This is a genomic window from Fimbriimonas ginsengisoli Gsoil 348 (assembly GCF_000724625.1).
Taxonomy (GTDB): Bacteria; Armatimonadota; Fimbriimonadia; order Fimbriimonadales; family Fimbriimonadaceae; genus Fimbriimonas; species Fimbriimonas ginsengisoli.
This window is the reverse complement of the sequence record NZ_CP007139.1, coordinates 1,198,357-1,212,785: the sequence shown is the minus strand read 5'-3', so window position 1 is coordinate 1,212,785 and position 14,429 is coordinate 1,198,357. Positions and strand designations below refer to the sequence as shown.

The 14,429-nt window shown below is 59.1% G+C and carries 9 protein-coding genes and 1 tRNA gene; 5 read left to right on the top strand and 5 right to left on the bottom strand.

Annotation, left to right across the window (positions count from 1 at the left end):
* Positions 1 to 31 precede the first annotated feature (31 nt).
* From OP10G_RS05500 to OP10G_RS05490, 3 genes are all read left to right on the top strand, one after another.
* Complete coding sequence (locus OP10G_RS05500) at positions 32 to 1,114, top strand: DUF4037 domain-containing protein (protein WP_025226889.1); 1,083 nt, start codon at positions 32 to 34, stop codon at positions 1,112 to 1,114.
* A 26-nt stretch (positions 1,115 to 1,140) separates the two neighbouring features.
* Positions 1,141 to 2,385: a glycoside hydrolase family 140 protein gene (locus OP10G_RS05495; protein ID WP_025226890.1), complete on the top strand. Its 1,245-nt coding sequence runs from the start codon at positions 1,141 to 1,143 to the stop codon at positions 2,383 to 2,385.
* Positions 2,386 to 2,733: 348 nt separating this feature from the next.
* Positions 2,734 to 2,805 (top strand) — tRNA-Val (locus OP10G_RS05490).
* A 182-nt stretch (positions 2,806 to 2,987) separates the two neighbouring features.
* On the opposite strand, the gene OP10G_RS05485 is transcribed toward OP10G_RS05490, so the two are convergent.
* Both OP10G_RS05485 and OP10G_RS05480 read right to left on the bottom strand, forming a co-directional pair.
* The gene (locus tag OP10G_RS05485) at positions 2,988 to 5,021 is read right to left on the bottom strand and encodes a M13 family metallopeptidase (RefSeq protein WP_025226891.1); all 2,034 of its coding nucleotides are present in this window, start codon (positions 5,019 to 5,021) and stop codon (positions 2,988 to 2,990) included.
* A complete protein-coding gene (locus OP10G_RS05480) occupies positions 5,018 to 5,581 on the bottom strand; it encodes a helix-turn-helix domain-containing protein (RefSeq protein ID WP_158409145.1) in 564 nt (187 codons plus the stop codon). The genes OP10G_RS05485 and OP10G_RS05480 overlap by 4 nt, the downstream gene beginning before the upstream one ends.
* A 587-nt stretch (positions 5,582 to 6,168) precedes the next feature.
* Here OP10G_RS05480 and OP10G_RS05475 point away from each other — a divergent pair.
* Positions 6,169 to 7,161, top strand: a complete 993-nt coding sequence (locus OP10G_RS05475) for an AAA family ATPase (RefSeq protein WP_025226893.1) — start codon at positions 6,169 to 6,171, stop codon at positions 7,159 to 7,161.
* Between the two features lie 179 nt (positions 7,162 to 7,340).
* Complete coding sequence (locus tag OP10G_RS05470; protein WP_052547577.1) at positions 7,341 to 9,611, top strand: S8 family peptidase; 2,271 nt, start codon at positions 7,341 to 7,343, stop codon at positions 9,609 to 9,611.
* A 560-nt stretch (positions 9,612 to 10,171) separates the two neighbouring features.
* Here OP10G_RS05470 and OP10G_RS05465 read toward each other — a convergent pair.
* The 3 genes from OP10G_RS05465 to OP10G_RS05455 form a co-directional block, all read right to left on the bottom strand.
* Complete coding sequence (locus OP10G_RS05465; RefSeq protein ID WP_144241009.1) at positions 10,172 to 11,830, bottom strand: hypothetical protein; 1,659 nt, start codon at positions 11,828 to 11,830, stop codon at positions 10,172 to 10,174.
* A 155-nt stretch (positions 11,831 to 11,985) separates the two neighbouring features.
* Entirely contained in the window at positions 11,986 to 12,393 is a 408-nt protein-coding gene (locus OP10G_RS05460; protein WP_025226896.1) for a hypothetical protein, read from the bottom strand.
* A 130-nt stretch (positions 12,394 to 12,523) separates the two neighbouring features.
* Positions 12,524 to 14,425: an alpha-L-arabinofuranosidase C-terminal domain-containing protein gene (locus OP10G_RS05455; protein WP_025226897.1), complete on the bottom strand. Its 1,902-nt coding sequence runs from the start codon at positions 14,423 to 14,425 to the stop codon at positions 12,524 to 12,526.
* Positions 14,426 to 14,429 lie beyond the last annotated feature (4 nt).

Sequence of the window (14,429 nt, the reverse complement as noted above, 5' to 3'; positions counted from 1 at the left end):
TAACTCGCGGCGGCTCCTCATAATCTGGCGCATGGAGTCGTTCATCCCCGGTTCGGTTCTGAACGAAGGGTTCTTCCGTGAAGCCGTTCGGCCGATCCTCGCGGACGCTTTTCCCGAGCTGCCGTACGCCGCCGCCCGAATCGGCGGTGGTTCCGATGTTCTCGGGTTCGACACCGAAATGTCCATGGACCACGACTGGGGACCCCGGCTCGATCTATTCTTGTCGGACGACGACCTTGTGACGTATGGGCCGGCGATCGTTCAGGCCCTTGGCGAGCGACTTCCGGCGCGATACCGAGGCCTTCCTACCCGTTACGGCGAGCACGAAGACGGCACCACTCACATGGGAGAGGAAGCGGGGCGCCATGGGGTCGAGCCAACTTCGATGAGGCGCTTCTTCGAAGCGTATCTCGCGTTCGACATCGACCGCGAGATCGAGCCCGCCGACTGGCTTACCGTTCCTCAGAAGAAGCTTCGAACCGTCACCTCAGGTTCGGTCTTTTACGACGAGATCGGCCTAAAGGAACAGTGCCAACGGTTCGCGTACTATCCTCGCGACGTCTGGCTGTATCAGCTCGCGTCGGCATGGGAACGGGTGGGCCAAGAGGAGCACCTTGTCGGCCGAGCGGGATTCGTGGGGGACGAGATCGGCGCGTCGATCATTGCCGCTCGGCTCGTTCGCGATTTGACGATGATCGCGTTCCTAATCGAAAGGGTCTATGCACCTTATCCGAAGTGGTTCGGGACCGCTTTTGCTCGGTTGCGCAGTTCAAGCGAGTTGGGGCCGCTTCTCACCGCCATTCTCTCGGCATCGGGCTGGCAAGAGCGCGACGCCCGGCTCGTCCTCGCCTACGAATACGTGGCGCGGATGCAGAATGGACTTGGCCTGACGGAGCAGCGGACGGAGACGGCGGCCCCGTTTTTCGGGCGCCCCTTTAACGTGATCCACCTGCATGCCGGTTTCGCCGGAGCTTTGGAAGCGCTGATCGTCGATCCCGAGGTCAAGCGGATCGCCGCCCGGCGGAAGATCGGGGGAATCGACCTGTTTAGCGATAGCACCGACCTTATTTCGCACCCGGAGTGGCGTCCCACGTTACGAGTTCTTTTCGAGTAGTTGTCGAGTTGGGGCAAACTGCCGGAGTGCTTCTCCGTCCGCGAATCTCCGACGACCAAAGGCATCTAGCTCTGCCGGATGGTTCCCCATTTTTCTGGCTCGGCGACACGGCGTGGGAGCTGTTCCACCGGCTGAGTATGGAGGAGGCGGAGCACTACCTCCGGACTCGCGCGGGGCAAGGTTTCAACGTCATTCAGGCCGTCGCGTTGGCCGAATTGGATGGTATCCGCACTCCGAACTATTACGGCGATCTGCCGCTCGTGGATCAGGACCCAACACGATTAAACGAGCCGTATTGGCGGCATATAGATGAGGTCGTGGACCTGGCCGCCGAGTTGGGGCTATACGTCGCATTGCTCCCGACGTGGGGGGACAAGATCAATAGAACGGTTTGGGGCGCGGGACCGCTCATCTTCGATAAGGCGAACGCTCGTGAATTCGGTCGGCTGGTCGCCCAGCGATATGGTGGGCGAGATAACGTTATCTGGGTGAATGGCGGGGACCGCGATCCCGGGGAATTCAAATCCACCTGGCGAGCGCTGGCGGCGGGATTGCGCGAAGGGGATGACTCCGCCGGCCATTTGATGACGTTCCATCCCTGCGGTGAGCAGAGCTCGGCCGACCATTTTCACGACGAGAAGTGGCTCGATATGAACATGCTCCAAACCGGCCATGGTGCGCGCGACCTCGACTTCGTCGCCGAGATGACCCGGAAGACATATCGTCGGACCCCGACGAAGCCAGTGCTCGACGGCGAGCCGAGGTACGAGAACCATCCGATCGGTTTCGACATGCGCCGCGGCTACTACGACGACGGGGATGCGCGGCAGGCGGCTTACGCCGGTGTGTTCTGCGGAGGATGCGGCGTCACTTACGGTTGTCACGCGATCTGGCAGTTCGCCGGAGATCGCCATGACCCGGTCAACAATCCGATTTCGCACTGGCGATATTCCCTCGGGCTGCCGGGCGCGGGCCAGATGCGACATCTGAAGGAGCTGATGCTATCGCTTCCTTTCCTTCGCCTCGCGCCGTTCCAGGTGGGTAGCCCGTTCAAGTTCGGCTTGGCGACCGCGGAGGGGGATGCCGCGGCCGTATATTTCGCCGAACCGGGGACGCTCGAGGTTGCCGGCTTACCGTCGGGCAGCGCCGAGTGGTTCGATCCCACGACCGGACACCGTAGGTTCGCCGAACCCGATGCGGAAGGGATGTTTCACACGCCCGACCGCGGTGGACGGATCCAAGACTGGGTTCTTCTCATCGCGGCACGGTAACTGTCGTGCAGAAATTCGGTAGGCCTTTTGGCAGAGTGGCGGCGCTGTGCACGGGGCCGTGCACACCCGATGTGGATGATCAACCTATTAGGCGCTGCGATGGTAGCGCCAGGCCTCGGAAAGGAGAGCCAACTCGTAGTTCATCCGAATCGTCCCCAACACGATTCACGATCAAGCAAGATTCGCCATCAAGGCGGACGGAGAATCCCTATATTCGCCCTGCCCGCCCAGCCGGTCAGGGCGCTTTTTTCTCTCGGAACTCCCCTTTGGGTATCATCAACCCCGGTTCGGCAGAGCGGCTCAGCTTTAGCACGTCGTTCACTCCGAGAGCCAGAAAAGAGAGAGAGCGGGCGGTTAGCTCAGTGGTAGAGCACCAGTTTCACATTCTGGGGGTCGTAGGTTCAAGTCCTATATCGCCCACTCTCTCAGCCACCCCAACTCGTCCGCCGAAGCTCGAAGAGCGAAGGTGGAAGGGGTCACAGGTTCAAATCCTGTACCGCCCACCAATTTGCACGGCTAAGAAACAATCCCAATGGCCCGCTCGTGCAGAAGATTATGAGTGCCGGCCACTCAATGGGTCTCTTAATCAACGGTAAGCCGGTTTACCAAAGATGAACCCGCTCGGTGGGAGCAAGATAGAGCTTCTGGTCAGGTGTCACGTTGAACGCCTTATACCAAGCGTCGATGTTGCGGACGACCCCGTTCACACGGTAGGGCGCCGGGCTGTGGTAGCCGTTTTGGACGATGTAGCGGATGGCGCTTTCGGGCGCGAGGTAGCGCCACGTTTGCGCCCAGGATAGGAAGAATCTTTGGTCGTCGGTGAAGCCGTCACGCACCTTGTCCTTCTGATCCGGGTGGTCGTCTAGGTAGAGGCGGTAGGCGCGGTAGGCGATCGATACGCCGCTCAGGTCGCCGATGTTTTCACCGAGGGACAGCTTGCCGTTGAGGTGCAGGCCCGGGTACGGGGTGTAGGCGTCGTACTGCCCGACGAGCGTGTTCGTGCGATCTCTGAAGCCTTGCGCGGACTTGGCGGTCCACCAGTCGCGGAGGATGCCTTTGGAATCGAAGTGCGATCCCTGATCGTCGAAGCCGTGGCCCATTTCGTGGCCGATGATCGCTCCGATCGAGCCGAAGTTGACGGCCGGGTCGGCGTTCGCGTCGAAGAACGGCGGCTGCAGGAAGGCGGCAGGGAGCTCAATGGCGTTCATCTGGGGGCTGTAGCTGGCATTGACGGTCTGGGGCGAGTCGTTCCAGCCGAGGGCTTCATGGCCGGCCTTCAGTAAAGCGCGCTCTTGGGCCCAGTCGAACGCCTTCAGCCGTCTTGCGTTTCCGATCAGATCGTCTTGGCGAATGGCCACTCCGCTGTAGTCGCGCCACTTGTTCGGATACCCCACCTTGAATCGATAGCTTGCCACTTTGGCTTCCGCTTCGGAGCGAGTGCTCGCATCCATCCAGTCCACGGTCGCTATCCTCTGTCTAAGCGCGCGGCGCAGGTAGCCGAACAGCTCCTCCGCGCGGGCTCGACTGGAGGCGGGAAAGTATCGCTGGACGTAAAGTTTGCCGACGGCTTCCCTGACTTGGCGATTCACGAAGTCGAACGCCTCGTCGTCTCGACGCGGCGGCGTTTTCTGACCCCAAAACCGCTTGTTGTAGAACTCGAAACTCGCGGATCGAAACGATGAGGGGAGAAAGTTGATCTGGTTCTGAATCCAGTGGAAGGCCAGGTAGCTTGTCAGCGTGTCGAGCGGGGCGTCCCCGAAGATCTTTGCGGCGGCTTGTACGGCGGTGTCGGTTCCGAGGATGACCTCGCGTACGGCTCCAAGCTTCTTCGCGGAAAGGAAGGTCTGCCAGGGGAAGCCGGGGGCGAAGGCTTTCAGGCCCTGTACGGACAGGAGGTGGTAGTTGGCTTTTCGGTCGCGGAGCTGCTCGATATTCCAGTGCGGAGCGGCAATCTTCGTCTCAAACGAGAGGACCTCTTCGGCGCGTTGCTGCGGCCGGTCGATCTGGGCGAATTCGAAGATCTTAACCAGGTAGGCGTAGTAGGCCTTGCGGTGATCCGGGTAGGCGCCGTCCGTTCGACTGTAGTATTCGGGTTGAGGCAAACCTAGGAAGGGTTGTTGACCCAGGTCCTGTTGATCGAAGTGCACGAGCCGGCGATTGGTGTTTCCATCGTCGAGAAAGACGTAGGTGTTGAAGAGACAGCTAGACCTCGGGTCGGCCATCCACCTTGCGGCTTCCTCACGAGTCTCGATCTTTAGGATTCGGCCCAGGTCGGCGCGGATGGGAGCCAAGCCAAGCTGTTCGACACGAGCGGTGTCCACGTAGCTCTTGTAGAGGTCTCGGATCAGGCGGCGAGGATCTCCGGCGGCAGCCGAGCTCTTTACGGCCTCCTGGACGATCTCCCGCACTTCTCGCTTGACGTCGGCTTCGAGAATCGACGTCTGCCCGTAGTCCCAATAGCCATCGGGGATTCGGGTCGATTTGAGCCAACCCTCATTGACGTACGTGAAGAAGTCGTCTCCGGGGCGGACGGTCTTGCTGATGCGCTCGATTTCGATGCCCCAAGTCCCGAAAGCCGTCCCGCTTTGCGTTTGGCCGTGTGCGGTCAAGAATAGAAGAGCCGCGATGAGCTTCACTTTTCTGCCTCCTCTTTGGAGACAGGGCCTTCATCGGGGACCGCGAGCAGGCTGATCACGCGCCTGCGCCTGCCCGGTGCGGCTGGGTTATCGCGAGCCGAGGAAAGCAGATCGGTCAGTTGCTTTCGAAGGGCCCAAAACTCCTCGTCGGTGAGGTTCGCCGCATTGACCCGAAACAGCGTATCCTCCGCCAGCGTGGGCTCCTTACGCGCAAGATAGCCTTGAACGACGGCCAAGACGCTTTCCAGCAGCCCGCTTATGAGCCGCAAGTACTCCTCGTGCCCGGCGTCGAGCAGGTCCTCGTTTGAAAACGTCACGGCGTTGGACTGAACCGCAAACCGCTTCTCGACGGTTCCTCGTATCGCCGTCTCGCCGACCACCTTGATAACCCCCGCCTCCGCGAGCTCGCGGATATGCCGGTAGAGGGACGTCTTCGAAACATCGGGCAAAAGATCCGCCATCTCCTGCGTGGTAAGTTCGCGCCTCATCAAGGTCAGCAGAACCCTCGCCCGAACCGGGTGGGTCACCAGCGATATCTTGGAGCGGCTGTCGCCCGTCATTTCCATTGTTGGTTATATTACCATGAGTGGAAACATTCAGCCTCGGACACTGTGCCAGCTCGGTTGTTCGACTCGACCGTGGGTCGCGGTCCCGAGATCTTCTCGGCTTTCGATTCCTGCCCCAATGTGGCCACGGTCACTCGAAGGGCGCTCAATTGGCGAAACGGATGGGGACATTACGGGTCGGTCCTGAACTCAAAATGGAGTGGAGAACGGCGCATCTTATCATTCACACGGACGGGGGACACATGTTCGATTTCCGTATTGCATCCAGGAATCTGAATGTGGAACCGCCTGCCTGAGGCTCTAGCGCGTTGCGACCCTCAATTAGCCTCTCGGATATTTGAGCGACCAAATACAATCTCGGCCGCTTCTTGGGTTCAAATTTGTTGGTTGACACTTCGGCATCGCTGAAGGGGTCGTCAGAGCTGCCAGGTGGTTGGCTACATGCAAACGAGTTGGTCCCATCATGAAGAGTCGTCAGCCGCGCGTTTTTTAGATCGAGGACCTTCCCGCGTTTCGTGTCGGCGATAGCCGCTCCGAAGCGAGCCGAATCAACGTCTCCTCATGTAAGCTGAGGGAAGACAATGGCGACCGCTGAGCAGATTAAGGCGTTGATCAGGTCGCACCTAAGCGACGACTCGGAACGTTTCTTCACGCTTGCCTTGCAGGTCGCGGCGCACGAGGCGAAGCAGGGGCACGGACCTCTCGCACACGAGATTCGCGACCTGGTTGATCGTGCTCGCTCCGAGAAAAAACGTCGCACGGTCCAAGGTCTACCCACCGAATTGGACACCCTGATCGAAGCTGATTTGCCTGGTGTACCCTTGTCCGCTCTCGTGCTGCCTACGAGTTTGTTGGATAGGATTCACCGGGTCATTAGCGAATATCGACAGCGCGACAAACTTCGCCTCCATGGATTGTCCCATCGACGGAAGATTCTGCTTACCGGCCCTCCTGGGACAGGGAAGACACTGACCGCTCGCGTTCTGGCCCACGAATTACGGCTACCATTGTTCACTGTCCAAGCGGATCGACTGGTGACGAAGTTCATGGGAGAGACAGGCGCTCGGCTCCGCCTGATGTTTGAGATGATCCGCGAGAGGGAGGGTGTATACCTGTTTGATGAATTCGACGCTCTCGCCGCCGGCAGGACGCGAGACAACGACGTTGGGGAGATGCGCCGGGTCCTAACCGCCCTCCTTCAGTTCATCGAGGGAGACTCCTCGGACAGCATCATCATCGCCTCGACAAACACGCCTGAGTTGCTTGACCACGCTCTATTCCGGCGGTTTGACGATATTCTTTCCTATGCGCTTCCGAGCGACGACGAACGTAAGCGCCTTATTGCGAACACGCTTGGCACCTTCAGGGGGTCTCGTTTCGGCTGGAAAACAGCGATTGACGGGAGCAAGGGGCTCAGTAGCGCCGAGGTCGTCGAGGCGTGTCGAGACGCACTCAAGGAAGCTGTTCTTGGTGATCTTAAGAACGTTTCTGCGATCGATTTGAACCGGGCCATGAGTGAGCGGCACCACGGACACGGAGGTCAAAGGCGATCCGAATCAACAAATTCCCTCTAATCATTCTTCCTGGGCATCCAGACGAAGTCTCATACACGAATCCCCGGAAGGTTGTTATTGCTCGGAACATTGTAAAGCGCGAGCGGGCTGAACACGCCCAACTCCTGAGTTCGAGGTTCTCTTCCGCATGGGATATGGCAGGGGAAAGGCTTGCTGTCGCCCATTCGAGCCGAGATGGAGTGTACGTCGAGTTTGTTGGAACAGCCAGTCTTCCTGTGCAAAGCCTTGAAAGTCGGGGTTCGGGTATTCGACTTCTAAACGTTCGTTCCTTCCAAGACGGAGACGGCGATCAGGTGATCGCGACGGCTTACGTGCCGAAAGGCAAAAGGTCCTATTTCCTCAACAAGATCAAGGCGTACGAATCTGAAGACGACAAGCGAAGCGGACGACCGAAGAACGAGAGTCTCGTCACCAACCTCAATGACATTCGCGTCGCCTTTCTAAATGACCTGTGGACCGACGATCCCGACCTGATGCCTGGGATTCACCCCATGTTCATTGAGGTCTGGCTTTCGACCGAAGACCAAGAGACGGTCAGAGCCTTCCGAGCGACAATGGCGAAACTTGGGATCAGCGAACATCCACGCTCAGCGCTCATCAAGTTTCCTGAACGAATTGTACTGCTCATTCACGCCAACCACGATGACCTGGTAAGACTGATTGACCATTCTGACCACCTCGCTGAGTTCCGTTCTGCACGGGAAGCATCGACCTTTTTCACGGAACTTGACAATGCAGAGCAAACCGAATGGGTCAAAGAGCTTCTCGACCGTACGGAGTTCGAGGACTCGGCCAACGTTGCGGTTTGTATTCTGGACAGTGGCGTGAACGCAGGTCATCCACTCCTCACTCCAATCACGTCTCTAACCGACCTGCACGCGTTCGATCCGGCCTGGGGTGTCGCTGACCACGATGGGCATGGAACGGGAATGGCGGGAATTGCCGGGTACGGCGACCTCCACTTAGCGCTGGTGAATTCGGAAAGACTGCACGTTGGTCACCGCTTGGAATCGGCAAAAATTCTCCCACCGGGCGGCAAGAATCCTCCTGAATTGTACGGGCACGTGACGGCGCAAGGTATTGCCCTTGCAGAAATGGCCGCACCAAACCGAAAGCGCGTTATTTGCATGGCGGTCACGGACGAGGAAACGCGGGACGAAGGAAGGCCTACTTCATGGTCCGCAGAGCTTGATCAGTTGACATCCGGCGCTTTGGACGACCATCGCCGCTTAGTGCTCGTTAGTGGTGGGAACATAGGCGAGAGGGCGGAATGGGCCAACTACCCCGCCAGTAATCTGACCAAAAGCGTTCACGATCCTGGTCAATCATGGAACGCCCTGACCATAGGAGCCTACACAACGAAGGTTCATATCCACTCACCTGATTGGGACGGTCACTCTCCAATCGCTTCTGCCGGTGGTCTTTCTCCTTTCAGCACGACTTCTCTCACTTGGCAGTCGAAGTGGCCTGTAAAGCCAGATGTGGTGTTCGAAGGTGGTAATGCCGCGCTGTCGCCAACTGGCAGAGCTGACGATGTCGATGACCTGAAGCCTTTGTCTACCGCTCGGAACATCCTTGTCCGCCACTTCATGTCCTTCGATGGCACCAGTGCAGCGACAGCCGAGGGAGCAAACTTTGCTGCTTCCATATGGGCCCGGTATCCCGACCTCTGGCCTGAAACCCTTAGAGCGCTGATCGTTCACTCAGCCGAATGGACTCCAGCTATGCGGACTCAGTTCTTGAGTAGCGAGGCTAAGGGGAGCTATCGTCAGCTACTTCGGGTCTGCGGATACGGTGTGCCAAATTTTGAGCGGGCGACAAGCTGTTTGACCAATCGCCTCACCATCGTTGCTCAAGACGAGTTGCGCCCATTTGCCCGGAACGAGAAGGGAACGATTGCAACAGGTGATCTCCACTTCTACCGTCTTCCGTGGCCGAAAGAAGCACTCTCCGAACTTGGCGAGACACCGGTTGAAATGCGAATAACTCTTTCGTATTTCGTTGAACCCAACCCAGGCGAGCGTGGTTGGCGCGAAAGATATAGCTACGCCTCGCATGGATTACGCTTCACTCTGAACTCGCCGAATGAAAGTGAGAACGAATTCCATGAGCGGATCAACAAGGAAGTTCGGGATAAAGACTTTGAGGGTGGCGATACTTCGGCTCCAAACGAGCATTGGCATCTGGGACAGCAGAGAGATAAGGGCTCTGTTCACTCTGACCTTTGGAAGGGGACGGCTGCGGAACTCGCCGCCTCAAATTTGGTCGCAATCCTTCCCGTTACGGGATGGTGGAAGTTGCGCCCCCATGTCGGCCGATGGTCCAAGACTGCCCGATACGCCCTGGTCGTTTCAATTCACAGTCCCTCGGAGAGGGTAGACATCTACACCCCCGTTGCGAACCAGATCGCCACTCCAATCGAAATCAACACATCCACTAAAGAGTCCTGACAGTCCTCCGCCTTGGATTCGTTTGCTCAACTTTGAGCAAACGCCACGACACGAGGCACCACAATAGCGCCCTTCCAAACCCTCCTATGATGGTTTTTTGAATCTGATGCGGAGTGGTAAGCGGTCGACCTGACTCGTTCACGCTGGAGGGGCATAGATTATGGATTGAAGTCCTGTACGGCCCACCAACAAAGTTGAACCTAAATCGGCCCTTTCCGCCAACCTTAGGCATGCTTTCGCGTTCGCTAAACCGCGCAGCCGTAGCAAGGCTACGGCTTAGCGTCGAGAAAGTCGTTCACCATTGGGACGATGATTGGCATGCTCTGCATCAGGGTTTAGGGGGTGGTGTCGGGCAAGATGGCCAAGCGCGATGTGGAGCGCGGTCCCATGTCCCCGTGGGTCTCGCCACCTTTGAGGCGAGACATCTCCGCGAGGTGCTCGAGGCGCACGCCGTCTGCATCACCATGGATGAAAGACATCGGCGCCGTTAGCGCCGAGTAGTTCGGGCCAGATGCCACCTCTCCGCCCCGCCGGAAACCGGCAGGGCGGAGCCTGCGATCCTAGCCGACCGTGAAGGTCTGGCGGACGCTGCCGTCGGCGAGGTAGGCGGTGAAGGTGACCACCGTGCCTTTCTTGGCGTCTTTGCCGATCGTGATTCGGAATGGAGCGGAGTTTCCTCCTTTTTCGATCCGAACCTTGGCGGGAACCGTGACGTTCGGGTCGGAAGAGGTGAGGCGGATCCAGTCGCCCGAGGGACCGGCGTTGCCGCGGAGAGTTACCGTCCCCTCGCCGCCTCCGTCGGTGTGCCGAACGGTCAACGCTTCAAGCACGGCGGGAAGAAGCAGATACTGCTGAACCGTGTCGAAGCCGCCCAGGCTGGCTCTGACCGAGACGGGGGTTCGCGCATCCACCCCTTGAGTTCGCATGGAGAAGGTAGCGCTGGTTGCTCCACCCTCGATCCGGACCACGTTGAGCAGGCCGATCAAAGAAGAGTCGGCGCCCATTTCGATGTTCAGCGAGAACGGGTCGCGCCCATCGAGATGAACGGTCGACGAGGCGGTGAGGCCGCCATAGATGCCCCCCTCCACCGTGCCCAACCTTATGAGGGCGTTCGGGGTGAGAACGAACGAGGTCGGAACCCATCGCTTGCCCTGCCGGCGCAGGCCGATTCCGGAGATCGCGCCCACGGGGCTGATGGCGGTCGCCTCGGTGTACTTCCAGTTCAGGTCGGCCGGAAGCAACGCGCTCACCGGGGTAGGATTCCAAGCGCCGTTTTGGTATTCCCAAACGGTGGCGGTCTTTTCTCCGTTTTGGTCCACGGTGTATCCCACTGCCTTCGTTCCCCAAACGTCGACGCCGAGACCGTGGGTCTCGAAGTACGGGTTGCCCACTCCGTCCAAGATGAGCCACTTATCCTGCGACCGGTTGTAGGCAAAGCCGTTTTTGTAGCTGTTCGAGGCGTTCAGCAGATAGGAGGTCATATCGCCGACGACGGTGATGCCGCCGTAGGTGCTAATGCTGTTCGGCTGCATCCAAGTGAAGTAGCCGGGGGCCGTCTTCATCGTCGGGTTGCCGGTAGCCGGTACCAGCGCGAGCTCGCACAGTTGGTAGTAGTTGGTCGGCTTAATGTTCACGGCCGCCATCAAGCCGTCCTCGTTGATACCGCCGGGGATGAGGTTAAGCCAATCGCCGGTTCGAGCCTGCTGGACCGGATCCCACCGGAACATGTGGATCTGAACTCCGGAACTCGCCATGCGGTTGTAAGAGCCGACGGCGATGCCGAAATGGTTGACTCCCGATCCGATGCTCTGGTACGTGTAGGTCAGTCCCGCCTGCATATTCTGCGTCGGCTGCCCAGGCTGAGTATAGAGAGCGGTGGGGTGCCCCGAAATCCAGGCCGTTCCGACGGCTTGTCCCTTGTTGTTCAGCCCGTTCATCTGCATCGAATTCCAATGATTCGGCATGTTGTAGAACGTGCTGGAGGTGTTGGCGCCGCCGAACATCGCCGTGTAGTCTTCGACGTTCGAACCGTAATTCGCCGAGCCGGCCACGTAGTTGTAAGAGTTCACCGCGAGCGCCGCGTTAGGGAGGTTCGCAAACCCCGGGACCTCGTACCTCTTATAGACAGGCCAAGTCGCGTGGCTCATTTGCGGCGCCGCGATCGCCATCAACGTTAGGCCACAGGTGGCCGAAATCGTTTTCCAGTTTTTCCTTTGCATTGAAATCATCCTCGCGCTTGAGTCGACGTCATAGTCGAGCGCAATTCGATTCAAAGCCACGAGCGTGACAGATGCGTAACAAACCCGTGACAAGCGAAAAAGCGGGTACAACGCCCCACTTCAGTCCTAGGCCCAAAACTGGTCGGAAAACCGTTCTACGCAACGGGTACGGGTTGCGAGCCGATCGCGTTTATCGCGTCGAAGGCGGCTTGGGTTTCTCCGGTAGCGGGAAGAGTTATTCGCATCGACATGTCGCCGGCGGCTTTTGCCGCCGCCACCTTCGCGATAACTCGCATTTGAAGGGTCAAGTTGTAACCGGCGAGGTTCACATCCTTTACCAAGGCTTCCCAATCGCCGCGGAGATCGGGGAGCTCGGCTTGGCCCCCGAAATACCCTTGGACGCCGATCTCGTTGCAGATCCTTCTGATCTCGCCGTTCATCTCGGCAAGCTGCGAAACCAGGCGGTTGTATTCCTGTCCTGCCGGATCGTTGTCGTCGAGCCTTACCGAAAGATCCCCCTCTCTGAGGGACCGAAGAGCCGAAGCGAGTTCAGAGCATTCCATGTTGACGCAATTCCTCCGAAGTGCTGACGCCATTCCGTAACAACATGTTCGGACCCGGTTTTTAGGTCGCCGCCGGTTTGGCTCCCCCCTTCCTCGAGATCGCGAGGGCTACCGGCGCGGAGGCATTAGGTTATTTGGTTCGCAGCCTAAGGACGCTGACCGAATTGGCCGGGAACGTGCGCCGGAACGAGGAGCTAAGACCATTTAGCTTCGTCGTTTGCGGAGCGATCTTGGCGGGCTCGGCCAGGGTGTTTACGTCTTTCGGATCGCCGGTCAAAACGGTTAGCGTGCCGTCCGAGGCGATTTGCGCACCTTTGAGGTCGAACGCCAACTCCTGGGAAGTGGGGAGGGCGTTGACTACCTTTACGAACAGGGTCCCATTCCGGGTGTCCCGCGTCGCGCTGGCGAAGAGGCCCGGCAGTTTGCGATCGCCACTCCGTTGCTCGGGCACGCCAGTCAGAGTGGTTGCCACCGTGCGGTCGCCGATGTTTTGGCCGAACATCGTCTGAGCGTAGTACGAAGGCGCGCCGAACGAATTCAGGGCGTCGTAACCGATCAGGTTGATTGCCCACTGCCGGCCGCCGGGGTTCACGTTGACGAACAGCGGGGCATAACAGGACATCGCCACGATGTCCGAGTTGCGCTCGACGCCGGTGAGGAAGGCGGCATCCGCGATGGCGCATCGCAGGTTTGAGGTCGGTCCGGTGCGGGCGCCGCCAACCCATGGAGCCACCGTATCGAACGCAGCCCATTCCCCCACGAACACCTTGGGGCCAGACCGGTCGTAGTCGTCGTACTTGGTGGCGAGCGCCATCATGTCCCACGCCTCCGAGTAATAGTGCTCGTCGACCAGGTCAGGCTTACGCTGAGTCAGGGGGAACTTCTGGCCCAGCCAATCCTTTCCGCCGGTCGTCGAGATCACCCGAAGCTTGGGATATTTCGCCTTGATCGCGTCGTAAAACTGCACGAAGCGGCCTTCGTAGCTGCCGGTTTTATCGAAGCCATCTTCATTGCCTACTTCCACGCATTCAAGCGGAAATGGCTTGGGGTGGCCGTCCTTGATCCGTTGAGCGCCCCACTTGGTCTCGGGTCCGCCGATCACATATTCAATCTCGTCCAGCGCATCCTGGACGAATGGCCGCAGGAGCGTGCCGGGCTTGATCACGTCGCCGTTGAGCGCGTAGCCGGCGTACACCGCGAGGACCGGCTTCGATTTGATCTCCTCGCACCAAAGCAGGAACTCCAGCAGCCCCATTCCATCCGTCGACCGGTAGCCCCAAGGCGACTTGTGGCCAGGACGGCCCTCGATCGGGCCGAGCGTGTCTCGCCAGGGGAATTTGTCTTGCAGGGTGTTCCCTTCGAGGTAATTGCCACCCGGGAACCGGAGAAACTTCGGCCTCATGTCGAGGAGCTTCTCCACGAGATCGATCCGATTGCCGTTGCGCCGGCCGTTAAAGGTCGGTGGGAAAAGCGACACCTGAGACAGCCACAGCGTACGGGCCGTTCCGGTTCGCAAGACAAGCCGGGCGGCTGCCGTCGTCGGTACGTCTCGAGATGTCTTGAGGGTGGCAGTCAAGTTGCGCCACGTCCCATCGGCGCCCTCTAGATCAGCCTTTGCGTAGACGGTCGCGCCGTTTTCCGATTCGATGCTCGCAGAAATCGGTCCTCTTCCGTCTGTCTTCGCCCAGACGGAGAGCCGGTAGGTCGAGCGCGGCTTTACCGGGATCCCCCAGTAGCCATCGTTCGCAACTCCCCCGCCGACTCGTAGCGCGACGGGTCGAGCGGCGGTCGGACCAGTGCGCTCCAACGAGACGGAGGATTTGTCTCCCACCGCGGTCCAGTGCGCGGGCCGCTGCGCGTCGTCGAGGAAAGCGCGGTTCCGTACCAATTCGCCGTACAGTCCTCCGTCGTACGAGTAGTTGATCTCCTCCGTCATCAGCCCGTAAAGTGTGGGGCTGACCCGCACCCCCGGTTTTGAAAAGTCGAGGGTTAAGGTCGCGGTGGTCTGAAGCAGGAGCCCGAGCAAAATCATGTTT

Excerpts from the sequence above, each read along its gene's own strand:
- OP10G_RS05500 (WP_025226889.1), top strand. The coding sequence starts at position 32 with ATGGAGTCGTTCATCCCCGGTTCGGTTCTGAACGAAGGGTTCTTCCGT.
- OP10G_RS05480 (WP_158409145.1), bottom strand. The coding sequence starts at position 5,581 with ATGACGGGCGACAGCCGCTCCAAGATATCGCTGGTGACCCACCCGGTT.
- OP10G_RS05475 (WP_025226893.1), top strand. The coding sequence starts at position 6,169 with ATGGCGACCGCTGAGCAGATTAAGGCGTTGATCAGGTCGCACCTAAGC.
- OP10G_RS05465 (WP_144241009.1), bottom strand. The coding sequence starts at position 11,830 with ATGCAAAGGAAAAACTGGAAAACGATTTCGGCCACCTGTGGCCTAACG.
- OP10G_RS05460 (WP_025226896.1), bottom strand. The coding sequence starts at position 12,393 with ATGGAATGCTCTGAACTCGCTTCGGCTCTTCGGTCCCTCAGAGAGGGG.
- OP10G_RS05455 (WP_025226897.1), bottom strand. The coding sequence starts at position 14,425 with ATGATTTTGCTCGGGCTCCTGCTTCAGACCACCGCGACCTTAACCCTC.